The organism is Thermoflexus sp. (genome assembly GCF_042408365.1).
In the GTDB taxonomy this organism is placed as follows: Bacteria; Chloroflexota; Anaerolineae; order Thermoflexales; family Thermoflexaceae; genus Thermoflexus.
Genome location: NZ_JBHOQJ010000288.1, coordinates 1 through 21,178, shown reverse-complemented (window position 1 = coordinate 21,178; position 21,178 = coordinate 1). Strand labels below are relative to the sequence as shown.

The 21,178-nt window shown below is 65.5% G+C and carries 19 protein-coding genes, 1 tRNA gene and 1 pseudogene; 10 read left to right on the top strand and 11 right to left on the bottom strand.

What is annotated here, in order from left to right; genetic code table 11:
- Window positions 1-256: 256 nt before the first annotated feature.
- Both ACFMO5_RS13325 and ACFMO5_RS13320 read left to right on the top strand, forming a co-directional pair.
- Window positions 257-1,192, top strand: coding sequence for an MBL fold metallo-hydrolase (locus ACFMO5_RS13325; RefSeq protein WP_376793238.1), 936 nt, complete (start codon window positions 257-259; stop codon window positions 1,190-1,192).
- A 149-nt stretch (window positions 1,193-1,341) separates the two neighbouring features.
- Window positions 1,342-2,676, top strand: a complete 1,335-nt coding sequence (locus ACFMO5_RS13320) for a zinc ribbon domain-containing protein (RefSeq protein ID WP_376793237.1) — start codon at window positions 1,342-1,344, stop codon at window positions 2,674-2,676.
- Window positions 2,677-2,740: 64 nt separating this feature from the next.
- Here the strand turns inward: ACFMO5_RS13320 and ACFMO5_RS13315 are convergent, their stop codons facing one another.
- A complete protein-coding gene (locus tag ACFMO5_RS13315; protein WP_376793247.1) occupies window positions 2,741-2,875 on the bottom strand; it encodes a hypothetical protein in 135 nt (44 codons plus the stop codon).
- 607 nt (window positions 2,876-3,482) lie between these two features.
- Between ACFMO5_RS13315 and ACFMO5_RS13310 the strand changes: the two are divergent.
- The 4 genes and pseudogenes from ACFMO5_RS13310 to ACFMO5_RS13295 form a co-directional block, all read left to right on the top strand.
- Window positions 3,483-3,680: pseudogene (locus ACFMO5_RS13310) on the top strand (hypothetical protein); the annotation flags it as partial.
- Between the two features lie 244 nt (window positions 3,681-3,924).
- Window positions 3,925-4,410, top strand: coding sequence for a CRISPR-associated protein Cas4 (cas4, locus tag ACFMO5_RS13305; protein ID WP_376793236.1), 486 nt, complete (start codon window positions 3,925-3,927; stop codon window positions 4,408-4,410).
- Between the two features lie 212 nt (window positions 4,411-4,622).
- The gene (locus ACFMO5_RS13300) at window positions 4,623-4,838 is read left to right on the top strand and encodes a hypothetical protein (protein ID WP_376793235.1); all 216 of its coding nucleotides are present in this window, start codon (window positions 4,623-4,625) and stop codon (window positions 4,836-4,838) included.
- Window positions 4,813-5,418, top strand: coding sequence for a nucleotidyl transferase AbiEii/AbiGii toxin family protein (locus ACFMO5_RS13295; protein ID WP_376793234.1), 606 nt, complete (start codon window positions 4,813-4,815; stop codon window positions 5,416-5,418). The genes ACFMO5_RS13300 and ACFMO5_RS13295 overlap by 26 nt, the downstream gene beginning before the upstream one ends.
- 318 nt (window positions 5,419-5,736) lie before the next feature.
- Here ACFMO5_RS13295 and ACFMO5_RS13290 read toward each other — a convergent pair whose 3' ends face one another.
- On the bottom strand, window positions 5,737-6,261 hold the full coding sequence (locus tag ACFMO5_RS13290) for an iron chaperone (RefSeq protein ID WP_376793233.1): 525 nt from the start codon (window positions 6,259-6,261) through the stop codon (window positions 5,737-5,739).
- A gap of 218 nt (window positions 6,262-6,479) precedes the next feature.
- Here ACFMO5_RS13290 and ACFMO5_RS13285 point away from each other — a divergent pair, with 218 nt between their 5' ends.
- A complete protein-coding gene (locus tag ACFMO5_RS13285) occupies window positions 6,480-8,348 on the top strand; it encodes a S9 family peptidase (protein WP_376793232.1) in 1,869 nt (622 codons plus the stop codon).
- Between the two features lie 155 nt (window positions 8,349-8,503).
- Here the strand turns inward: ACFMO5_RS13285 and ACFMO5_RS13280 are convergent, their stop codons facing one another.
- Both ACFMO5_RS13280 and ACFMO5_RS13275 read right to left on the bottom strand, forming a co-directional pair.
- Window positions 8,504-8,884 (bottom strand): cupredoxin domain-containing protein, encoded by a 381-nt coding sequence (locus ACFMO5_RS13280; protein ID WP_376793231.1) that lies wholly within the window; start codon window positions 8,882-8,884, stop codon window positions 8,504-8,506.
- 255 nt (window positions 8,885-9,139) lie between these two features.
- Entirely contained in the window at window positions 9,140-9,943 is an 804-nt protein-coding gene (locus ACFMO5_RS13275) for a hypothetical protein (protein WP_376793230.1), read from the bottom strand.
- A gap of 336 nt (window positions 9,944-10,279) precedes the next feature.
- Here ACFMO5_RS13275 and mutS point away from each other — a divergent pair, with 336 nt between their 5' ends.
- Window positions 10,280-12,904, top strand: a complete 2,625-nt coding sequence (mutS, locus tag ACFMO5_RS13270) for a DNA mismatch repair protein MutS (protein WP_376793229.1) — start codon at window positions 10,280-10,282, stop codon at window positions 12,902-12,904.
- Window positions 12,905-13,753: 849 nt separating this feature from the next.
- On the opposite strand, the gene ACFMO5_RS13265 is transcribed toward mutS, so the two are convergent.
- The 7 genes from ACFMO5_RS13265 to ACFMO5_RS13235 form a co-directional block, all read right to left on the bottom strand.
- On the bottom strand, window positions 13,754-14,446 hold the full coding sequence (locus ACFMO5_RS13265) for a hypothetical protein (protein ID WP_376793228.1): 693 nt from the start codon (window positions 14,444-14,446) through the stop codon (window positions 13,754-13,756).
- Between the two features lie 4 nt (window positions 14,447-14,450).
- Window positions 14,451-15,386: a malate dehydrogenase gene (gene mdh, locus ACFMO5_RS13260; RefSeq protein ID WP_376793227.1), complete on the bottom strand. Its 936-nt coding sequence runs from the start codon at window positions 15,384-15,386 to the stop codon at window positions 14,451-14,453.
- Between the two features lie 623 nt (window positions 15,387-16,009).
- Entirely contained in the window at window positions 16,010-16,708 is a 699-nt protein-coding gene (locus ACFMO5_RS13255; protein WP_376793226.1) for a TVP38/TMEM64 family protein, read from the bottom strand.
- Between the two features lie 215 nt (window positions 16,709-16,923).
- A tRNA-Pro gene (locus ACFMO5_RS13250) sits at window positions 16,924-16,998 on the bottom strand.
- A gap of 108 nt (window positions 16,999-17,106) precedes the next feature.
- Window positions 17,107-17,529, bottom strand: a complete 423-nt coding sequence (locus ACFMO5_RS13245; RefSeq protein WP_376793225.1) for a hypothetical protein — start codon at window positions 17,527-17,529, stop codon at window positions 17,107-17,109.
- Window positions 17,516-17,878 carry a hypothetical protein gene (locus tag ACFMO5_RS13240; protein WP_376793224.1) on the bottom strand — a complete coding sequence of 121 codons (363 nt, stop codon included), beginning with the start codon at window positions 17,876-17,878 and terminating at the stop codon, window positions 17,516-17,518. The genes ACFMO5_RS13245 and ACFMO5_RS13240 overlap by 14 nt, the downstream gene beginning before the upstream one ends.
- A gap of 97 nt (window positions 17,879-17,975) precedes the next feature.
- Entirely contained in the window at window positions 17,976-18,776 is an 801-nt protein-coding gene (locus ACFMO5_RS13235; RefSeq protein WP_376793223.1) for an enoyl-ACP reductase, read from the bottom strand.
- A 328-nt stretch (window positions 18,777-19,104) separates the two neighbouring features.
- Between ACFMO5_RS13235 and ACFMO5_RS13230 the strand changes: the two genes are divergently transcribed.
- Window positions 19,105-19,890 carry a DUF169 domain-containing protein gene (locus ACFMO5_RS13230; protein ID WP_376793222.1) on the top strand — a complete coding sequence of 262 codons (786 nt, stop codon included), beginning with the start codon at window positions 19,105-19,107 and terminating at the stop codon, window positions 19,888-19,890.
- Between the two features lie 175 nt (window positions 19,891-20,065).
- Entirely contained in the window at window positions 20,066-21,157 is a 1,092-nt protein-coding gene (locus ACFMO5_RS13225; RefSeq protein ID WP_376793221.1) for a thiamine pyrophosphate-dependent dehydrogenase E1 component subunit alpha, read from the top strand.
- Window positions 21,158-21,178 lie beyond the last annotated feature (21 nt).

Genomic DNA, 21,178 nt, shown 5'->3' with positions numbered 1-21,178 from the left:
GGAAATGACCCCTGCGATTCCGCTCGCCAAGCGAGGGCCAATCAAACCATACAAGATTATACCGAGCCTGGGGAGCAGCAGCAACCTGTTTCGTCGCGCAGCTTGTGATCGCGTGGCGCGGCAACGCCCGCTCGCCCACCTCGCTTTCCCACACCGTGCCTCCACTTATAATGGTGAAGGCGGCGGGCGAGCGAAGAACCCCGTCGATCTCCTGATGCAGCTTTCAACCGCGTAACTCGATGTGGAGGACGTCGCGATGTCTTCGATCCTGCAGCCGATCGCCGAGGGGGTGATCCGCATCGATCTTCAATTCCACGGCCGTCCCCAGGTGATCGCCGCCTATCTGCTGTACGACGGCCGTGAGGCGGCCCTGGTGGAAACGGGGCCGACATCCACAGCGGAGAAGCTCTTGGCAAGCGTGCAGGCCGCCGGCGTGCCGCTGGAGGCCCTACGCCACCTGATCGTCACCCACATCCATCTGGATCACGCGGGAGCCTCCGGATTCCTGGCGCAGCGCATGCCGTGGGCGAAGGTCTACGTGCATCCGGTCGGCGCTCCCCATCTGGCCGATCCGACCCGCCTGATCGCCAGCGCGGCCCGGATCTACGGCGATCTGCTGGAGCCCCTCTGGGGGAAAGTGATCCCCGTGCCGGCGGACCGCCTGGTGGTCGTATCCGACGGGGAACGGCTACAAGTCGCCGGCCACACCTTGATCGCCTTCGACACGCCCGGCCACGCCCGCCATCACCACGCCTTCCTGGACGAAACCACCGGGTTGCTGTTCACAGGCGACATCGCCGGCGTCCGCATACCCGGGGTGCGCTACGTCCGCCCCCCCACACCGCCCCCGGAGCTGGATCTGGAGGCCTGGTCCGCCAGCATCGCCCGCCTGCGGGCGCTGCGGGCGAGCGCCTTGTGCCTCACCCACTTCGACGTCCACCGCGAGGACATCGAGTGGCACTGGGAGGATCTGGAGCGGCGCCTCTGGGATTGGGGGCACCGGATCCGGGAGTTGTTGGAGGAGAACATGGAGGCCGCGGAGATCATCCAGCACTTGCGCGCCCAGGCCGATGAGGAGCTGCGGGCGGCGGGGGCAGACCCCGAGCTCTACGATGTGGCAGCGAGCTACGAGAGCCTGGTGGCTGGGTATCTACGCTACTGGCGGAAGCGGGCGGCTTCCGCCCGCTCCTGAACGATATGGGAAACACCATGAGGCTTGCTCCCTTAGGGGCTTTTGGGGCAGGGCCGCGCCTTTGGCGTGCGGCCCTGCCCCAAAAATATTTTTCATCCCTTTGAACGCTTGAGCGCCCATCCTCGCTCTCCCATCCGCAGGATGAAGGGATGAATGCAGAGCTGATCCATCCCATTCAACCCGAAACCGGCCCCTGCCCTGCGTGCGGCCGGGAGATCGCCTGGGAGGACGGCGTTTGCCCGCACTGTGGGGCGACGTTCTGCCCCGCCTGCCGATCGCTGATGCCGGAAACGGCCACGCGTTGCCCGGCCTGCGGAGCGGTGTGGGCGTGGTTCTGCAGTCACTGCGACGCGCCGGTCCCCCCGGAGGCGGAGACCTGCCCTTCCTGCCACGCTCCCCTCCGACCGCGTCCGTGCGGCCGATGCGGGGCGATGACGCCGCCGGATGAGCCATGCCCGAACTGCGGGGCGGAGCCGTGCCCCGATTGCGGCACATGGGTTCCCCCCGACGCCACCGCATGCCCGGCTTGCGGATTGCCCCTGGCCGAAGCCTGCGAGCGATGCGGGGCGCTCCTGCCGGAAGGCGCTTCCCATTGCCCATCATGCGGCGCGCCGGTCCGGAAAGCCGTCTGCCCCCGATGCGGCGAGGCGGTGGAAAAGGAAATGGGCGTATGTCCCGCATGCGGCGCGATCTGGTGTCCGATGTGTGGGGAGCTGGCCTCGGAGGAGCCGCTCACCCCCGAGACCCGATGCCGATGGTGCGGGTTCCCCCTCGCCTTCGCATGCCCGAACTGTGGGACGATCCTCCTGAGCACCGCTTCGGAATGCCCCGATTGCGGCCGGCGTTTCGTCCGGCGCTGCCCGTCCTGCCAGCGCCCCCTCTTCGGAGCCCCATCCGCATGTCCGCATTGCGCGGCCCCGATCGCCGTTCCATCGTTCGTAGAGGACGCCCCTCGCGCGATCGGGGCGCCCCTTCCGACCGTCGCGACGTGCCCGAACTGCGGAACCGTCTTCCGGCCGGCGGAGGGGCCGTGCCCGGGGTGCGGGCAGCGCCTCTGCCCCCGATGCCGGGCCCGGCTCTGGCCGGAGGAGATCGCCTGCCCCCGATGCGGCGCCGAGACCGGCTGGATCTGCCCGGCGTGCCAGGCCGTGATCCCCGTCGGCGTTCCCGCCTGTCCCTCCTGCGGCGCGGATTTGGGCTTTGCGTGCCCGCGCTGCGGAACCCCCGTCGCCGAAACGACCCTCCGCTGCCCGCAATGCGGCCTGGATCTCTCCGGCCGCTGTCCCGCGTGCGGGGCGGAGCTCCCCGAGGGGGCCGACGCCTGCCCCGCCTGCGGGCAGGCCCTGTGCCCGGAATGCGGATCGGCGGTGGAGGAAGACGCCCTCGCGTGCTCGGTATGTGGGGCGGCCTTCACCTACGTCTGCGAGACGTGCGGGACCGAGCTGCCCCCTGGCGAGCGCCGTTGCCCCCAGTGTGGGAGGTGAGGCGGAAAGGGGTGCCTCACCGCGAACGGGCGATGGGGAGAGATCTTGGGGATTCGCTGGAGCGCTAACGCGCGGGAACGCTAAGCGGCCGCGCCGTTCCGACGGGGAAGGCCGGATCCCGAGAGGCGATGACCACGGCCCCGGACGTCCGCAGCTCGAAGACCGCCAGCACCCGAACCCCCGCATAGGCCCGGGCCAGGGCCGTCCACAGTCAGAGAGGAAGCTTCCCATCCAGAACTAGGAAACCATCCGCAGGGATGGCCGGCGCCGGGAGGCCCTCTACCTCCTCCCGCTTCAGATTTCCCCTCCCTGCCCCGAGCTGGAGAGGCTCCTCTCGGATTGGCCGCTCGACCTCGAGGATTGGTCGCGTCGGGCCCTGCCCTCCGGGAGCGACTGGTTCGATTACCAGAAAGAGATCCCGTGGCAAGCTCCATCGGAGGACTCGCTCCACTGGGGTTGGTGTGGGCGGGGCAAGACCGAGGCCGCCCGGCTCTGGTTCGTGCAGGGGATCCCCCACTTGGTGATGAGCGCCACCCTACCCGATCCCCTGGTTCGCACGTGCCGCCTGGAGGATCACCCGCTGATCGAGGATGCGCCGGGCATGGGGCGGCGCCCGTTCCGCGTGCTCCAGCGTGCGTCACCGATGATCCGGGCGGAATGCTCCAAGCTGGCCGTCGCTGAGAACGTGATCGCGGAGGTGCTGGACAGTTGCCGGAGCAGGCTGGTTCAATTTCTCATCGTCAACACCGTGCGCAAGGCCCAGGCCCTCTACCGGACGCTGCGTCCCTTGCTGCCCCGGGGATTGCATCTGCTCGTACAGCCGGTTTGCCTACACCCACCGCCGGGCGAAGGAGCGGAAGGCCATCGAACGCTTGAAGGAGCGGCGCGGCCCCTTCGTTCTAGTGGTCACCCAGGTCATCGAGGCCAGTCTGGACATCAGCACCGACCGGATGCTCACGGAGATCGCGCCGCTGGATGCCCTGGCCCAGCGCGGCGGGCGGGTGAACCGCGGGAGGGAGGCCCCCGATGGGATCCTGATTGTCCACTGGGCCGAGGATCCCCGTCCATACGATCCGGAGCGCATCGCCCGAAGCTGGAGGTATTTAGGGGAGGGACCGGTCTCGTACAGCGACCCACACGAGTGGGCAGGCGAGGTCTACACGGATTTGGAAGCGGGCATGGCCCGGCTGCCCGAGCCGTTCGCCGAATGCACCCTCTTCGAGCCAGATCCCGCGGAGATCCGCTTCGATGCGGGGCGGGCTCCAGCTGAATTACCTCCAGGTGTGCCCCCGGAAGCTTTGGCTCTCCGCCCACCACGCGCGTATGGAAGCCGACGCCGAGGCCGTCGCCCTGGGGCGCCTCATCCATGAGCGATCTTACCGAGATCGGCCTCGGCGGAGCCTGCTCTTGGAGAACCTCATCGCCCTCGACGTCCTCGAAGATGAAGGCGCGGTGCTTGAGATCAAGCACGCGCCCACCTTCGTTGAAGCCGCCCGTCTCCAGCTCCGTTACTATCTCTACTTCCTGTGGCGTCGGGGAGTGAAGCAACGGGGGGAGTTGCGTTTTCCCCGCCAGCGGCGGCGGGAGACAGTGGAGCTGGATGCGGCGGCCATCGCCGAGGTGGAAGCCGCCCTCGAAGAGGCCGCCCGCATCACCGCCCTCTCTATCCCGCCCACCATTCCCTGGACGCCCGCGTGCCGCCGATGCGCCTATGCGCCCATGTGCTGGAGTTGAGCGGGCTGGGAAGCGAGATCGCGAAGGGGGCTCATACGATCCGAGGCCATGCGGTCGGAAAAGGAGATTCCGGGGACGAGGCGGGTCGATGCTTTTGAGTTACAATGGCTTTGTAGAATTTGCTTTGGCCCTTTGGGCTGGGGAGAGGGGAAGAAAAATTCTTTGAGGCTGGGAGCCGCCGAAGGTGGTCCCCAGCCCCCAAAGGAGGCTGCATGATCCGCGATCCGGAGACCTGGAAGGCCTTCGAGGCGGAGTGGCAACGGCAAACACCGGCGGATCCGGCGCGCCACTTCCGGATCTTCAACCTCCTCCTGGAAATCGCCCGGGATTTGGGGGCCTGGCCGCCCGCCGATCCGCTGGAGGGGATCGAAGTGGACCTTCGAATCGCCCAGGCGCTTCGCCATGACGTCCGAATCTCTGCTGAGTAGGCTGGCTCAGGCGCTGGATGCGGAAGACCTGCCCTATATGATCATTGGGGGGCAGGCTGTTCTGCTGTATGGAGAGCCCCGAGTCACCCGAGATATCGATGTCACCTTGGCCGCCACGCCGGAGGACTTGCATCCTATCCGGCGTGTCATTCAGAAGCTGGGGTTGCGCCCCTTGATCGCCGAGATCGAAGCTTTCGTGCGCAAAACCTGGGTGCTTCCCACGTTAGATGAGGAAACGGGCTTGCGGGTGGACTTCATTTTCTCGTGGACCTCCTATGAGCGGCTGGCCATCGCCCGCGCTCGGACCATCCCGATCTCGGGGTATCTCGTGCGATTCGCCACACCGGAGGACGTGATCATCCATAAGGCCCTGGCCGGACGTCCGAGGGATTGGGAAGATATCCGAGCCATTCTGCGCAAGCAATCCATCGATTCGGAGGAGATCCGTCGCTGGCTGAGCGCCTTCTCCGAAGCGTTGGGCCGGGATTTGCTCAGCCCATTCGAGCGGATCTGCGCTGAGGAGTCAGAAGGAAGGCCCTCCGATCCGCCATTCCCGTTGAGCTCCTCGCCTTCAATTTAGATCGTAGCCGCAATCCGCACTGATCATCTTTGTGAAATCCCTGTGAAATGCAGACCGCTTAGGCGGCCTGCACCTCACAGGAAACTTCTCTTCTTCCCCTTCCCATGCGACGAAGTCACCCGAGAAGGGGAAGGGGGGAGGCGATCGCAAGGCCCCGCACTGACAAAGCAAAGAGTGATCAGAACGGTGTATCTCTACGTTCTCCCCGACCGGCACGTGGTGCGCCGGGAGGTGTTGGGCCGGGAGAAGGGAGCGCCTCATACGATCTTGTAGAAGTTGGAGCGCGACCCGGATACGAGCGCTCACCTAAACCCAGACCTATACGCCCCTTTCCCCCCGATGCGCCGCCCTCGCCCTTCGCACCCGCGCCCCGCTCACCGCTTTCTTCACAAGCGCCGCGATCCGTGCTTCTTCGATCGGAGTTAACTCCTTCAACGCGAAGGCAACCGGCCACATGGCGCCCTCATCGAGGTTCGCAGCGTCGGTGAAGCCGAGCGTGGCGTATCGGCTGTTGAACTTAGCCGCAGCCTGGAAGAAGCAGACGACCTTGCCATCTGGATTGGCGTAAGCAGGCATCCCATACCATAGCCTCGGCATGAGGGTGGGTGCGCTGGCTGTGATGATCGCATGGATCCGCTCAGCCATGGAGCGATCCGATTCCGGCAGCTCGGCGATCTTCGCGAGCACTGCGCTTTCCCCACCCATCCCACCTGTGCGCTCCGCCTTCCGTTCTTGGACGCGTTCCTTTATAGCCGCTCGCTCCTCAACCGTGAACCCCTCAAAGGCCTCGCTGACCGCAGGGGTTCGCTTGGCAGACCTCCGTCCTCCCTTCTTCGAGCTCATAGGACCCTCCTCTGATGGCGTATCCGACATGCCCAACGTTAAATACATCCGCTTGGCGAAGCCAAGCGTTTATGATGGGCTATTATATACGGGGATTGCTCCAGCATCCCACGGGTCCAAGCTGCACAACGAACGGCCCCCGGTTGGCGCTGCAACCACGGGCGAAGGTATGTTAGAGTCATCGGCCCAATTCCAAACCCTGAGGGAGGAAGGAACCCATGACCCCATCCCCTAAGATCCCATACGGCCTTTGGCCCAGCCCGCTCACGCCCGATCGGATGGCGGCCCTCCTCCGCTTGACCGATGTCCAGTGGGATCGGGCGGGCCGCGCCTTGATCTGGCGGGAGGAGCGATCCGGCCGCGGGATCTTGATGGTCCATGCCCCCGATTCCGCCCCCCGGGATCTTACGGACGCCGGATCCGTCCGCGCCCGCCTCGCCTACGGAGGCGGCGAGTTCACCTCGGGTCGGGAGTTCGCGATCTACGTCGGCGAGGACAGCCGTCTCTACCGCCTCCACCTCGCCAGCGGGCTCCCCCACCCCATCACCCCGCCCTTCGGGGACGCCGCCTCCCCAGCCCTTTCCCCGGATGAACAGTGGGTCCTGTACGTGCACTCGGACGGCCAAACGGATGTGTTGGCGGTCGTCGACGCGGACGGGCGGCTCTGGCCGCAGAAGATCGCCGAGGGCGCCGATTTCTATATGCAGCCGGTCTGGCATCCCGATGGGGCTCGGATTGCCTGGATCGAATGGGACCACCCCAACATGCCTTGGGATGGGACACGGCTCCGCCTCGCCCGCTTGGAGGGCGCGCCGCCCCGCCCCGTCTCGGTCGAGACCATCGCCGGCGACGATCGCACGCCGGTCTTCCAGCCGGCCTTCTCCCCAGACGGACGCTTCCTGAGCTACATCATCACCGAGGGGGAATGGGACGCCCTGGTCGTCCTCGATCTGGAGACCGGCGCCCGCCGGACGTTGGTGACGGGGACCACCCTCGCCCCGCCCGCTTGGGTCCACGGCCTCCGGGTCTACGGCTGGAGCCCCCGCGGGGACCGGATCTTCTATCGGCGCAACGAGAACGCCTTCGCCGCGCTGGAGGCCGTGGATCTCGAAGGGAACATCCGCCGCCTGGACATCGCCCCGTACACCTGGTTCGAACAGCTTGCGGTCGCCCCCGACCGGGAGGCCTTGGCGATGATCGCCTCGTCCCCCACCCTGCCCCCTCGCATCGTGACCTGGGTGGGTGGTTCGTTCACAGTCCACCGTTACAGCAGCGCCGAGCGGGTCCCGCCCGCGCACCTCTCGTTCCCCCAACCGATCCAGTGGAAAGCCCCCGACGGCACGACCGTGCACGGGCTGTATTACCCGCCGACCCACCCGGAGGGCACCGGAAGCGGCCTTCCCCCTGCGATCATCAGCATCCACGGGGGGCCGACCTCCCAGCGGGTGGCCACATACAACGCCGACGCCCAGTTCTTCGCCACGCGGGGCTTCGCTTACCTGGAGGTGAACTACCGGGGAAGCACCGGCTACGGCCGGTCCTACCGGGATGCCTTGAAAGAGAAATGGGGGCTGTTGGATGTAGAGGATGCAGTGGGCGGCGCGCAAGCGTTGGTGGAAAACGGATTGGCTGATCCGCGGCGGCTGGTCATTATGGGGGGCAGCGCCGGCGGCTACACCGTCCTCAACGCCCTGATCCGCCACCCGGGCTTCTTCCGGGCCGGGATCTGCCTCTTCGGCGTCACCAACCTGTTCACGCTGGCCGCCGAGACCCACAAGTTCGAAGCGCATTACTTGGACACCCTGGTGGGGCCCCTGCCCGAGGCGGCGGAGCGCTACCGGGAGTGGTCGCCGATCTTCCACGCCGACCGGATCCGGGATCCGATCGCCATCTTCCAGGGGGCCGAAGATCGGGTGGTACCGCCCAACCAGGCGGAGGCCATCGTCGAGGTCCTGCGCCGCCGTGGAGTCCCCCACCTGTATCGCGTCTACCCAGGGGAAGGACACGGCTGGCGCCGCGCGGAGACCATCACGGCGTTCTACCAGGAGGTCCTGGATTTCCTGCGCCAGTACGTGCTGTTCGCATGAATTCCTGTGCGTGTAGGGGCACCCACAAAGGGTGCCCCTACGCCATACGGTCATCGATGTGGAAACCGATGTTCAGGTAGGCCCTGGGCCCGCCCGCTGTTCAGGGAACCCGTCCCTCGACGCGCCGATCATACGACGGGCCCCCTGGCGCGCCATTACGGTTGCACGGTCAGCGTGCCCACCATCCCCCCCTCCTTGTGGCCGGGAACCGTGCAGACATACTGGTAGGTCCCAGGCTTCTCCGGGGCCTTCAGGGTGATGTTCACCTTCTGGCCGGGCTGGACTGCATCCTTCTCAAAGAGCACGGTCTTCCCATCGGCATCATAGAGCACGAAGTTGTGCTCCAGCGATCCCCGGTTGTCCAGGGTGATCTGCAACGTCTGCCCCGGCTTCGCCGTCAGGGTGTTCGGCTTAAAGTAGAGATCCCCCATTTCCACCGCCAGGCCCGTCGTGCCACCCGCCCCACCTCCGCCACAAGCGGCCAGCACGGCCCCGAGGACAATCCCCAGACCGATCACGAGCCACAGCCGTCGCATCATTGTCCTCCTCACATGGATTCTCCACCCACTTATGCTAACCATGTTCTGTGAAAGGCGCTACAATCGGATAGCCAAATCGGAGCCAAAGGTAGAAATTGGGGCTGGTGTCGCCTCCCCAATGGGTGTGGCGGATCCGACGGCCTGGCGCAGGCGGACAACCCGACCCTGTGGGTGCCCCTACACAGGGGCCTCTGTTCCTAGGGGCGGTATGCCGCTTCCGGCGGCCCCCTCACGGATCCCCTCTCCCGAAATTCAGCGCGCGGCCATGCTCAACCAGCGTCGGATCGCCTCCAGGATCTCCCCTGCCGCTTCCGGCAAGCCGTCCCCGCTGGGATCGTAGATGGTCAGCCCTCGCACCTTGTCCCCTTCCCAGAAACGCACCTCATAGGCGAAGCCGTCCGGAACAGGGGTGCCATAGGTAGGCTCGGAAAGCGACGGGAGGCGGCGCGCCACACCAAGGATCTCGTTGGGATCGCCGAAGGTGCGCCCATGGCGGCGGGCCCGCCGATCTAAGAAATAGAGCGTCCCCGACTCGGTCGCCATCAGCTCCTCGTCGAAGCCCGCGATCCCGCCCGTGCGGCGGACCCGGAGGACGACGCCGGTGGGCAAGCCTTGCACCTCCTCCCCGTCGAGCACCCGCAGGTAAAGCATCCCTTGCTCGTTCCGCTCCAACCTCCCCCGCAACCGCAGCAAGGTCTCCGTGAACTCCGGTTTGAAGGGGAGCACAGGCGGCATGCGCGCCAACGATTCCGGGCCGGCCGGCGCGATGTAGATCGCCCCGCTGGCATCGGCCACGGCCACATCGCTCCGGGTCAAGGGCGGACCGGCACCGACCTCCCCAAAGAGGTCCCATCCGCGATAATAGGCCACCACCACCACCACCCGCCCCAGATAGGCATCGGGATGGGCCAAGAGATCCCCGATGGGAACGGCTCCCTGCCAGAGGGAGGGACGGGGAACCGGCGTCGGGGTTGTGGAAAGGATGGGGCCGCACGCGGCGAGGAGCGATACGGGAACCAGCCCGAAGATCCGAAATGCTCCCCGAACGAGGTTCATCAGCGATCCTCCTGCACATGGTTTCCGTGGGCTTTTCCGGTTGGGCCGCCACCTCCGCCCGACCCAGCCCTCAAAGCCCCAAGGGGTTCGTGACGCGACTTCTGAATAGAAGACGTTCACGGCGCCCTGGAGGGTTCCCCACCCGAGGCCCTCCTCCTCCCGCACACGCTCCCAACTGCGCAACCGCCCCACACCATCCCAAGGGCGGATCCCCTGCGGCCTCCAGGGTTTAGGATCGTCCTCCTCCAACCTATAATAAGGGGAGACGGGGTTGCTGAAGGCGGGCCTTTCGCCCGCACGGGCTGTGGATCCGAAGGCATGCGGGAGGCACAGGCGATGAGCGCGGAGACCCCCCTGCTCGCTCAATACCGCCGCATTAAGGCGCGTTTCCCGGACGCCATCGTGATGTTCCGGCTGGGCGACTTCTACGAGATGTTCGAGGAGGACGCCAAGATCGCCGCCCGGGAGCTGGAACTCGCCCTCACCTCCCGTTCGTTCTCGAAGGATGTCCGCCTCCCTATGGCCGGCGTGCCGGCCCACCACGTCACCTCCTACATCGGCAAGCTGATCGCGCGGGGCTACAAGGTGGCCGTGGTGGAGCAGCTGGAGGATCCGAAGAAGGTCAAGCGGCTGGTGAAGCGCGATGTCGTCCGCGTGATCACCCCGGGCACTGTCGTCGAGGAAGCCCTCCTCCGCGACCGGCTGGAGAATTACCTCGCGGCCGTTGCCCCCGCTCCCGACGGCCGATCCTTCGGCCTGGCCGCCCTGGACCTCTCCACCGGCGAGTTCTTCACCACCCAGCTCGAGGGTCCGGAGGCGGAATCCCACCTCATGGAGGAGCTGGCCCGGCTGAGCCCGGCGGAGCTGGTGGTCCCGGAATCCCGAGCCCGCGACGAAGCCTGGGTGGCCCGGCTGAAGGGGGAACGCACCGTCCGCATCTCCCCCGTCCCGGACAGCGCCTTTGACCCGGAGCGCGCCCGCCGCGATCTGCTGGATCACTTCCGCGTGCCCTCCCTCCAGCCCTTCGGCTGCGAGGGCATGCCCTGGGCGATCGCCGCCGCCGGCGCCGCCCTGCATTACGTGAAGACCTCTCAGATCTCCGACCTCCGCCATCTGCGCCACCTCAGCACCTACCATCGGGACGCCTATATGGGGTTGGATCCCCTCACCCGTCGCAACCTGGAGCTCACCGAGACCATCCGGGAGCGCCGCGTGGAGGGCAGCCTGTTCTCGGTCCTCAACCACACCGTCACCGCGATGGGGGCGCGGCTCCTGCGCCGTTGGCTGCTCCAGCCCCTGATCGATGTCCCCGCGATCCAGGCCCGCCTGGACGCGGTGGAGGAGCTGGTCCGCGACGGGCTGCTCCGCCAGGATCTGCGGCGGCTCCTGGACGGGCTCTACGATGTGGAGCGGCTGGTGGGCCGCATCGGCTTCGGCAACGCCAACGCCCGGGACCTGGTGGCCCTCAAGCGGACGCTGCAGCGGATCCCCCAGATCCGGAGCCGGCTGCTGTGGGTCCAGGCAGCCCGGCTCCAGGCCCTCCGCGACGAGCTGGACCCTTGTGTGGAGGTGGTCTCCCTGATCGATCGGGCCATCGTGGACGACCCGCCGATCCTGCTCCGGGAGGGCGGGCTGATCAAGCCCGGCTACCACGAGGAGCTGGACCGCCTGCGCCGGGCCGAGGAGGAAGGCCGGCGCTGGCTGGCCGAGCTGGAGGCCCGGGAGCGGGCACGGACCGGCATCGACAACCTGCGGATCCGCTACAACGAGGTCTTCGGGTTCTTCATCGAGGTCCCCCGCTCCAAGGCAAACCAGGTGCCGCCGGACTACGAGCGCCGGGCGACCATCACCCACGCGGAGCGGTTCGTCACGCCGGAGCTCAAGGCGCGGGAGACCGAGATCCTGGCCACCCAGGAGCGGATCGAGGATTTAGAGTACGAGCTCTTCGTGGGGGTCCGGGGGAAGGTCGCCGAGCACATCGAGCGGCTGCAGGGGGTCGCCCGGCGCCTGGCGGAGCTGGACGTCTACCAGGCGCTGGCGGAGGCCGCCGCCCGCTACGGCTATACGCGGCCCATCGTCGAAGAGAGCGATCGGATTGAGATCCGGGAGGGCCGCCACCCCATGGTGGAACGCTATCTCCCTCCCGGCGAGTCGTTCGTCCCCAACGACGCCGAGCTCAGCCACTCCCGCCGCCTGATCATCCTCACCGGCCCCAACCTGAGCGGGAAGTCGGTCTACATCCGCCAGGTGGCCCTCATCACCCTGATGGCCCAGATGGGCTCCTTCGTCCCGGCGCGCTCCGCCCGCATCGGGGTGGTGGATCGTCTCTTCGCCCGGGTGGGGGCCAGCGACGACATCACCGCCGGCATCTCCACCTTCATGGCGGAGATGCTGGAGACCGCGTACATCCTCCGCCACGCCACCCCCCGCTCCTTGGTGATCTTGGACGAGGTCGGGCGAGGGACCGGCACCTACGACGGGATGAGCCTGGCCTGGGCGGTGGCCGAGGCGCTGCACGATGAGGCGCAGGCCCGGACGCTTTTCGCGACCCACTACCACGAGCTGACCCGCCTGGCGGATCACCTGGAGGGGGCCTGCAACCTGACGATGGCTGTGCGGGAAGTGGGGGATCAGGTGGTGTTCCTGCGGCGGGTGATCCCCGGGACCTCCGACAAATCGTATGGGATCCACGTGGCGCAGCTGGCCGGCCTCCCCGAACGGGTGATCCGGCGGGCGCGTCAGGTGCTGGAGGAGCTGGAAGGAGCACGGGGCGATCGGGAGCTCCCGGCACCCCATCGGGAGCGCCTCCCAGCCCTCCCCGAGGAATTCGAGGAAGCCCGACGGCTCCTCCAGGAACTCTTGGGGCTGGACCTGGTGAACATGACCCCGTTGCAGGCGCTGCTTGCCCTAAACGAATTCCAGGGGCGCCTGCGCCAGATCCTGGGCTCGGAGCGGCCGTAGGAGTAGGGGCGGGCCTTGTGCCCGCCCCAAAAGGCACCCACAAGGGGTGCCCCTGCGAAAGGTGGGGTTGCCCGACTGGACGGACGCAGCATGGAAAAGCAAAGTGGCCTTGAATGGTGCTTTGTCCATCTAAGGCTGGGGGATGCTTCAATAGAGGGCATTTTGCCCTCGCCTTGACGTCCGATCCTGCGAGACTCCTGCCGTGGTGAAAGATGCGAGCGCTAACTTTCTGGAAAACCGTCGTGAGGGATAAAGCGGATTTTCTGGAAAATTTCGTCGGGCTGTTGAGGGCACATGGGATCCGATTCTGTGTCATTGGAGGCCATGCGGTCAACGCCTATGTCGAGCCGGTGGTGACCCTGGACTTGGAGATCGTCGTTGCGGTCGACCAGATCGAGCAGGTCGAGGCGTTACTGGCTTCCCATTTTCAAGTCAAACGATTCGCCCACAGCATCAATGTCTCTCTTCCCGGCTCCGACCTTCAGGTTCAAATCCAGACCGATCCTCGGTACGCCGGTTTCATCGAGCGGGCCTCGGAGCGCGAGGTGTTGGGCATGGTTTTGCCCGTAGCTTCCTTAGGAGGATACGCTGCAAGAGAAGATCTGGGCGGCGCAGGATGCGAGCCGAAGGCCCAGCAAGCGCCAAAAGGACCTGGCCGACATCGCCAGGCTGTTGGAGGCTTACCCGGAGCTCCGCGAGCGGGTGCCGGAGAACATCCTGAGGCAGCTGCTGATCTAGGGATGCTTCGGGATTCAAGGCCACACCCCCATAGGGCACCCACAAGGGGTACCCCCTACGAAAGGTGTGGAATCCATCGTAGGGGCAGTCCTTGTGCCTGCTCCAGAGGATTTAATCCATAACGGGAAAGCCCTGCTCTAAATCCGAAGCCTCGATGAGGCGCCGATCCACGGCGCGGGCCAACAGGAGTAACCCCTCGATCTGTCGGCGGCTCTCCAGGTCGAACTGCGTCTCACGCTCCCGATACAGAACCCGCCACGGGATCCCCCGGCGCGCGGCCTCATGACGGATCCCCTCGAAGGCCTCCCGCTCGTTCAGAGGAAGCAGCGCCCGCAGCCACGCGGCAGCCCACGCTTCCTCCTCCACATCGGATTGAACCCGCGGCGGGGATCCGGCCGCCACCCATATCCCGGCGGCGCAACGCAGCCAGCCCGAGGCCACCACATAGGCTTCCACGGCGTCTAGATCGAGATCCCGCACCAGCAGCTGGACCGGCTTCCCTTCCAGGGTGGTGCCTTCCAAATCCGCCCGAGGCTGCTCATACCCGAAGCGGATCAGCCAGAACACCGTCCACGGTTCCCGGATCCGCTGCCCCCGCTCAGTGATGGCCTGCCGCGGGATCACCCGATGGGGGCGGGTCCACTCGGGGAAGGCGAAGACGATCTCCACCGCGCCGACGCGGAGGATCTCCTCGCCTTGACGCCGGAGGGCCTTCGCCAGATCTTCCGGACAAAAAGGCGAGGCGGTCCCCCACAGGGAAACCCGCCCCGCCCGGCGGGTCGCCACCGCGGATAGCTGGAGCATCGCCTCACACGGGTTGGAGGGCGGCCATCGTGCTGCGGATCAGCTGGACCGAGCGCTCGAGCATCGCCCGCTCCTCATCGGTGAGCGGGAGCTCAATGATCTGCTCCACACCGTTGCGGCCCAGCTTCACCGGGACCCCGAAGCAGATATCGTGGAGGCCATATTCGCCCTGGAGGTAAACCGAGCAGGGGACGATGAGCTTCTGGTCCTTGAGGATGGCCTCCACCATCTGAGCCACCGCCGCGCCGGGGGCGTAATACGCGCTCCCCGTCTTGAGGAGGCTGACGATCTCCCCGCCTCCCTTGCGCGTGCGATCCACGATAGCGTCGATCTTCTCCTTGGGAAGCAGCATGGAGATCGGGATGCCCGCCACCGTGGTGAACCGCACCATGGGCACCATCTCATCCCCGTGCCCGCCCAGGACCATCGCCTGGATGTTCTCCACCGCCACATCCAGCTCCATGGCGATGAACGTCCGCATCCGCGCGGTGTCCAGGATCCCAGCCTGCCCGATCACCCGCTCCCGAGGGAGGCCGGAGAGCTTATACGCCAGGTAGGTCATCGTGTCCAAGGGGTTGGTCACCACGATGTAGATCGCGTTCGGGGAGAGAGGGACCGCCTTGTTGATGACGTCGCGGATGATGTTCGCGTTCACATTGACCAGGTCCTCGCGGCTCATCCCGGGCTTGCGGGCCACCCCAGCGGTGATCACCACGATATCCGAGTTGGCCGTTGGCTCATAATCGGTGGTCCCGATGAGGCGGGTGTTGTAGCCGACGATGGGGCCAGCCTGCATGAGGTCCAGGGCCTTGCCTTTCGGCATGCCCTCGGTCTGGGGGATATCCACCAACACGATATCGCCGAGCTCCCGCTCGGCGAGCCAGTGGGCAGTCGTGCTGCCCACGTTCCCCGCACCGACAATCGTGATCTTGGGACGCATGGGGAGCTCTCCTATCAGATTGTAAAAGCTTTCACATAAATTATAATGCGGCCGGAAGAAAGAGGGGAATGTCTTTCCGTGTGCTGGGATAGCACTAGTGCTTCTTCGATCCTTGAATATAGAGCGGAGAGGCCATCCGCACCTCCTCCCTTCGGAGAGCGCACTTGCAGCGGCGATCTTTCGATCGTGGAATCTTTAGGCGGGCCGCTTACGCAGTCCGCCTTTCACAGAAAATTTTCCTCAAAGGTTTGGTTTGCAATCCCCATCTCTAATTCTCCCCACCTCTCATCTTTGCGACGAAACAGGTTAAACTACAACCAGGCAGCGGTACAGAGCGCTACAAATAAAAGCCGGGCGCCTTTCCAGCGCCCGGCTTTCCCTTTCAGCCCCTCCTCCATCGGGATATCCTCGCCCGACGGCATCCCTCCTTGTGCCCGCGCCCATCGAGTGAAGTTCTCACCATCACCAGCACGCTCATCCATATTTTGCGTGGAAGTATCATCAAAACCGAACAAGTTGCTTCCACGGCGCCGAATCACTTGTGTTAAGGCCTACCACCAAGCGATCGCGCTGTTTGCTGCAAGCCTTAACAACATAATGGAAGGTTTATCACATCGCCCCGCTCAATAATCCTCACCATAGATCTCGGCGGGGGAGATGCGGATCGCGCGGACGATCCACCAGGCCGCCAGGAGGGCGCCGGCGCTCAGCAGCGCGGCGACCCCCACCCAAAGGAGCTCTCCTGAGCGAAGATAGGCCCCGAGCGCATTGGTGATCAGGACGTGAACCAGGCGGGCCAGGGTGCTCACCGCGAGCGCGGGGATCAAGGGAAGCGGTGAGAGCCCGATCGCCCAGGAGAGGAGATCGTCGGGAGTGAGCGGCAGCAGGAAAACGATCAGGACGGCGCTAAACCCGTAGCGTCGGAGCAGATCGTCGGCCCGCTTCAGGCGTTCCGGAGGGAGGAAGGCCACCCACAGCGGGCGGCCCAGGGAGCGGGCCAAAAGCATCGTCAGCCCGTTGCCCAAGCTCACCCCGATCCACGTGAGCAATGAGCCCCACCACGGCCCAAACCAGTATCCGCTGATCCATCCCAACAGCGCGCCGGGGAGCGGGGCGATGATCACCTGCAACGCGTTCAACAACACCAGCGCCAGCGCGCCCGCCGTTCGATTGGCGGACAGCCATGCCTCGATCCGCTCCCGCTCCGTCACCAGAGGCCAGAGATGGGGGAGCGCGAGGAGAGCGCCAGCGAACAACCCCAACAGGAGGATCGCGCGGAGGATCAGCGACGGCGGAAACCCCTTCGGTTTCCCTTCCCTCATGGCGCCTCCGCTTCAGAGGCCTTTCCGGGTCCAGGGGTGGACCGGCGATGGACAGCGTGCGGGTGCTCCTTCCCCACCACAGCCTTGGTTCCCTTAGGGGTTGGGGGTGAGGCCATCGGCTCTCACCCTCCCGTGTCCTCGAAACAGCAACGGAAGAGGGGCCCGTAATCGGGTATAAAGAAACGTCGAGGGCAGCGTGGGCCGCCCTCGACGTGTCGGGACGGGCGGATTTGAACCGCCGACCCCTGCAACCCCATTGCAGTGCGCTAACCTGGCTGCGCCACGTCCCGATCAACGCTTATTATAATGCGGGCTTCCGCCTCAGGCAAGCTACACCCCCACCCAGCCGGGGGCCCGGAGGGCGCCGATGGCTGCCAGCAGTCATCCCTCAAAAAAGCCTACGCGGATCCCTCCGGGATCGCCTCCGGGTGGAACGCAAAGGCCGCCCGCTGGTGATAAAAGGCCTCCAGGCGCCTGGTTTTGAGCTCGCCCAGATCCGCGGCGTGATGCTCCAGCTGCTGGTTCATCCGCTGGGTCGTCTCGACGAGCTTTCGAACCGTTTCCTCCGTCCGCCGCTGCGCCTCCGCCAGCTCCGCGAAGCGCCGGTCGGCCTCCGCCCGTGCCGCCGCGACTTCCTCCCGAAGCTCGGCGAAGCGCCGCTCCGTTTCCTCCCGGAAGGCCTGGAACTCCGCAGGGAAACGCAGGAGCTCCTCACCCGCCAGCAGCGCCCAAAGCTGGTGCCGCCGCTCGGGATGTCGCCGAAGCAGCTCAAGAAGATCCTGGAAATCCCTTACCGTGAAGCCCGCGTCACGTCTCCCCATGGGGCATTTTACCGGGAAGCGAATGGAAGGGCCACACCGCGCGCTCCGGCGGAAGCCGGTCCAGCTCCGTTTCCGGGAAAGGGACCTCCCCGCTGAAATAGAGCACATCGACCTCCCCATCGTAGCGATAGCGCCGCCTCACCCAACGCGGGCCAGCCCGCATGACGACATCGAACCAGACCAGGCTGTTCTGGAGATCGAATTGTTCCTCCAGGATCCAGGATGGGGAGTCGCTGGGCAGGGTCGGCTGAAGGCGACGCATCGCCCGCTCCCACAAGCGCTGACGCTGCGCCTCCGGCGCCAGCGCTGTTTCGGCATCCGTGGAAACCCGTCGCTTCCAGAACCCCATCGGTTGCCCCTCGCTTCTTCGGTGTTCATCGGGGAGCAAACCCCCATCCATACCAACTCCCACCAAAGGCCATCCCCGCGACCGAGGGGATGGGTTGTCACTCCGTGGCGCTTTCCTCAACCAATCGTTCCGTGACCCCTAAGATATGATAGCCGGCGTCCACGAAGATGATCTCGCCCGTGATCGCCGCCGCGCGGTCGCTGCACAGCCAAGCGGCCAGAGCCCCCACGTCCTCGATGGTCACATTGCGGCGCAGCGGGACGATCTCCCGGAACAAGCTGTAGAGGGAGCGGAACCCGGGGATGCCGGTAGCCGCCAGGGTGCGGATCGGCCCGGCCGAGATAGCGTTGACCCGGATGCCCCGCGGGCCCAGGTCGTACGCCAGGTAGCGAACGGAAGCCTCGAGGGCGGCTTTCGCCACCCCCATCACGTTGTAGTGGGGGACCACCTTCTCGGAGCCGTAATAGGTCATGGTGAGCAAGGCCCCGCCGTTTTTCATCAGCGGCGCCGCCTCGCGCGCCAGGGCGGTGAAGGAATAGACGCTGACATCCATCGCGATGCGGAAACCCTCCCGCGAGGTGAGGTAGTACGGGCCGCTCAGCTCCTCTCGCTTCGCGAAGGCGACGGCATGGACGAGGATGTCCAACCGGTCGTAGGCCTGTCGATATTTCTCAAACAGGGCAGCGATCTGCGCATCGTCGCTCAGATCGCACGGCTCAATGAACGTCGCCCCCACGCTCTCCGCCAGCGGGCGAACCCGTCGCTCCAGCGCGGGGCCTGCATACGAGAAGGCCAAGGTGGCGCCCTCCGCATGCATGGCCTTGGCGATGCCCCAGGCGATGGAATGGTCGTTCGCCACCCCGAAGATCAAAGCGATCTTCCCATCTAAAATCCCCATAGGCGCCTCCGTTCGATGGCGATCGAAAAAGCAGAACCAACAATAACCTTTGACGCCGATTCCCGCAAGGGATGGGCACGCCCCTTCAGCGAATCCGTAAGGATCCTCCCCTGTCCAGGGTTCGTCCTCCCATCGCCCCTGCGGCCAGCGAAGCCCCAGGAGAGCGTCGAGGGGGAGACCCCTGAGGGCGGCGGGCCCTTGTCATCCGACCATTCCGTGAGTTAAAATGAATGTGAATAGCGAAAAGCCCGCCTCGGCGGGATGCAACGGAGAGGCACCGCGTGGCATCCAATAAAGGGGACATCTGAGCGATCCACAGGAGGCCGGGATGCCGGACAGGCTTCAACGCCTGCAGGAAGCCCTTCAGGCCCACGTGCGCCCGGCGACGTTCCCGATGGCGATCCGTATGATCGCCCACGGAGAGCCGTGGCCGGAGAAGACCCGTTTCCCTAAACGAGATTTCGGACAGCAGATCGCCATCTGTCAAGGCTTCGCCATCGCCCGCCATTACGGATGGATCATCGGGATGCGAGGGGAGGATCTCTCCTGCCCTCTCGCCAAGGTGGTGTGGGGCTTCGAGCCCATGCTGGATTACTACCTCAACGGGATGACCTGCGCCGGGATGTATACAGAGACCCCGGCCGCCGGGGCGGTGAGCGAGGCCCAAGTGGATAAATGGGAATATCGACAATGGGAAGGCCTGGTCGTCGCCCCCCTCCACCGCACCTCCTTTGAACCCCATGTGATCCTCATTTATGGGAACTCCGCCCAGGTGATGCGTCTGGTGGTGGCCCGCCTATGGAAGACCGGAGGGCGGCTGACCTCCTCGTTCTCCGGACGCATCGACTGCGCCGACGCGGTGATCACGACGATGAAGACCGATGAATGCCAGGTGATCCTCCCCTGCTACGGCGACCGGGTGTTCGGCCAGGCCCAGGACGATGAGATGGCCTTCACCATCCCCGCCAGCAAGATCGAGTGGATCATCGAGGGCTTAGAGGGCACCCACAAAGGGGGCATCCGCTACCCCATCCCGAAGTTCCTTCGATACACCGGGATCTATCCGGACCACTATATGGAGATGGAACGTCAGTGGAAGGAGAAGGGAGAATGACCGCCCCCCTCCTGGGAGCTTCAGAGCGCCGAGCCGGCGAACCGCGACAGCCTTCCCACACCGATAATCGACCCGTTAGGAACCCGTGAGGAGGAAGCAAGTTCACACCCCGTGGCGCCTTCAGTGCCACGTGGCTGTCGTTGTAGGATCTAAAATCCGGGGCCAGGAGGCAGCAATGGCAATCGAGGTAAAGGAATCTCTTGCGATCACCCAGCGCCACGAGGAGCTGGGCCTCTCGGATGAAACGGTCCTCCAGATGTATTATCACCTCCTCCTCTCCCGCCGGCTGGATGAACGCTGCTGGGTCCTGCAACGCCAAGGACGGGTTCCCTTCCACATCTCCGGCATCGCCCACGAGGGGATCGGGGTAGGAGCTGCCTACGCCCTGCGCAAGGGCTTCGATATCGTGCACCCCTACTACCGGGACCTCGCTCTCTCAATCGCCCTCGGGATGAAGCCGGTGGAGTTTATGCTGGCGCTCTATGGGAAGAAAGGGGACCCCCATAGCGCCGCCCGTCAGATGCCCTCCCACTTCAGCCTCCGACGCTTGAACATCATCTCCGGCTCCAGTCCCGTCGCCACCCAGGTCCCCCAGGCGGCCGGCATCGCCCTCGCGGAGGTGCTCAAGCAGAAGCTCCGCCCCCAACTGGAGGCCGCGGGCTTCCGGGTCAGCCGGGAGATGCGGGTCGTCCTCACCAGCATGGGCGAAGGCAGCACCAGCGAGGGCGACTTCCACGAGGCCCTGAACTGGGCCGGCATCTACAAGCTCCCCTTGATCGTCCTCGTCCACAACAACCAATACGCGATCTCCGTTCCAGTCTGGAAGCAGATGGCCGTCCGAAGGGTGGCCGATCGGGCGGCCGCTTACAACGTCCACGGATCCTTCTGCGACGGGGGGAACGTCCTGGAGGTGTACCAGGTGGTGAAAGAGGCAGTGGACCGGGCCCGGGCCGGGGAGGGAGCAAGCTTGATTGAGGCGTTGACCTATCGCTGGACCCCGCACTCCTCCGATGACGACGATCGGACCTATCGGACGCGGGAGGAGGTGGAGCAGGGCAAACTTCGGGACCCGTTGCCCCGCTTCCGGGATTACCTCTACCGGCGGAATCTGCTGACCTCGCGCATGGAAGACGAGCTGGAGGAGCGGGTGCAGGCGGAGATCGATGAAGCCCAGCGGCTCGCCGAAGAGGCTCCTTATCCGGATCCGGAGGAGGCCCTCGCCCCGGTCTTCGCCACGGAAGATCGCTCCGGTTGGTGGGGCGAATAAGGCCGCCTGCCTTCTTACCCT

Excerpts from the sequence above, each read along its gene's own strand:
- ACFMO5_RS13325 (WP_376793238.1), top strand. The coding sequence starts at position 257 with ATGTCTTCGATCCTGCAGCCGATCGCCGAGGGGGTGATCCGCATCGAT.
- ACFMO5_RS13280 (WP_376793231.1), bottom strand. The coding sequence starts at position 8,884 with ATGCGACGGCTGTGGCTCGTGATCGGTCTGGGGATTGTCCTCGGGGCC.
- mdh (WP_376793227.1), bottom strand. The coding sequence starts at position 15,386 with ATGCGTCCCAAGATCACGATTGTCGGTGCGGGGAACGTGGGCAGCACG.
- ACFMO5_RS13320 (WP_376793237.1), top strand. The coding sequence starts at position 1,342 with ATGAATGCAGAGCTGATCCATCCCATTCAACCCGAAACCGGCCCCTGC.
- mutS (WP_376793229.1), top strand. The coding sequence starts at position 10,280 with ATGAGCGCGGAGACCCCCCTGCTCGCTCAATACCGCCGCATTAAGGCG.
- ACFMO5_RS13255 (WP_376793226.1), bottom strand. The coding sequence starts at position 16,708 with ATGAGGGAAGGGAAACCGAAGGGGTTTCCGCCGTCGCTGATCCTCCGC.
- ACFMO5_RS13285 (WP_376793232.1), top strand. The coding sequence starts at position 6,480 with ATGACCCCATCCCCTAAGATCCCATACGGCCTTTGGCCCAGCCCGCTC.
- ACFMO5_RS13265 (WP_376793228.1), bottom strand. The coding sequence starts at position 14,446 with ATGCTCCAGCTATCCGCGGTGGCGACCCGCCGGGCGGGGCGGGTTTCC.
- ACFMO5_RS13290 (WP_376793233.1), bottom strand. The coding sequence starts at position 6,261 with ATGAGCTCGAAGAAGGGAGGACGGAGGTCTGCCAAGCGAACCCCTGCG.
- ACFMO5_RS13235 (WP_376793223.1), bottom strand. The coding sequence starts at position 18,776 with ATGGGGATTTTAGATGGGAAGATCGCTTTGATCTTCGGGGTGGCGAAC.
- ACFMO5_RS13230 (WP_376793222.1), top strand. The coding sequence starts at position 19,105 with ATGCCGGACAGGCTTCAACGCCTGCAGGAAGCCCTTCAGGCCCACGTG.
- cas4 (WP_376793236.1), top strand. The coding sequence starts at position 3,925 with ATGCGGGGCGGGCTCCAGCTGAATTACCTCCAGGTGTGCCCCCGGAAG.
- ACFMO5_RS13225 (WP_376793221.1), top strand. The coding sequence starts at position 20,066 with ATGGCAATCGAGGTAAAGGAATCTCTTGCGATCACCCAGCGCCACGAG.
- ACFMO5_RS13295 (WP_376793234.1), top strand. The coding sequence starts at position 4,813 with ATGACGTCCGAATCTCTGCTGAGTAGGCTGGCTCAGGCGCTGGATGCG.
- ACFMO5_RS13275 (WP_376793230.1), bottom strand. The coding sequence starts at position 9,943 with ATGAACCTCGTTCGGGGAGCATTTCGGATCTTCGGGCTGGTTCCCGTA.
- ACFMO5_RS13245 (WP_376793225.1), bottom strand. The coding sequence starts at position 17,529 with ATGGGGAGACGTGACGCGGGCTTCACGGTAAGGGATTTCCAGGATCTT.
- ACFMO5_RS13240 (WP_376793224.1), bottom strand. The coding sequence starts at position 17,878 with ATGGGGTTCTGGAAGCGACGGGTTTCCACGGATGCCGAAACAGCGCTG.
- ACFMO5_RS13300 (WP_376793235.1), top strand. The coding sequence starts at position 4,623 with ATGATCCGCGATCCGGAGACCTGGAAGGCCTTCGAGGCGGAGTGGCAA.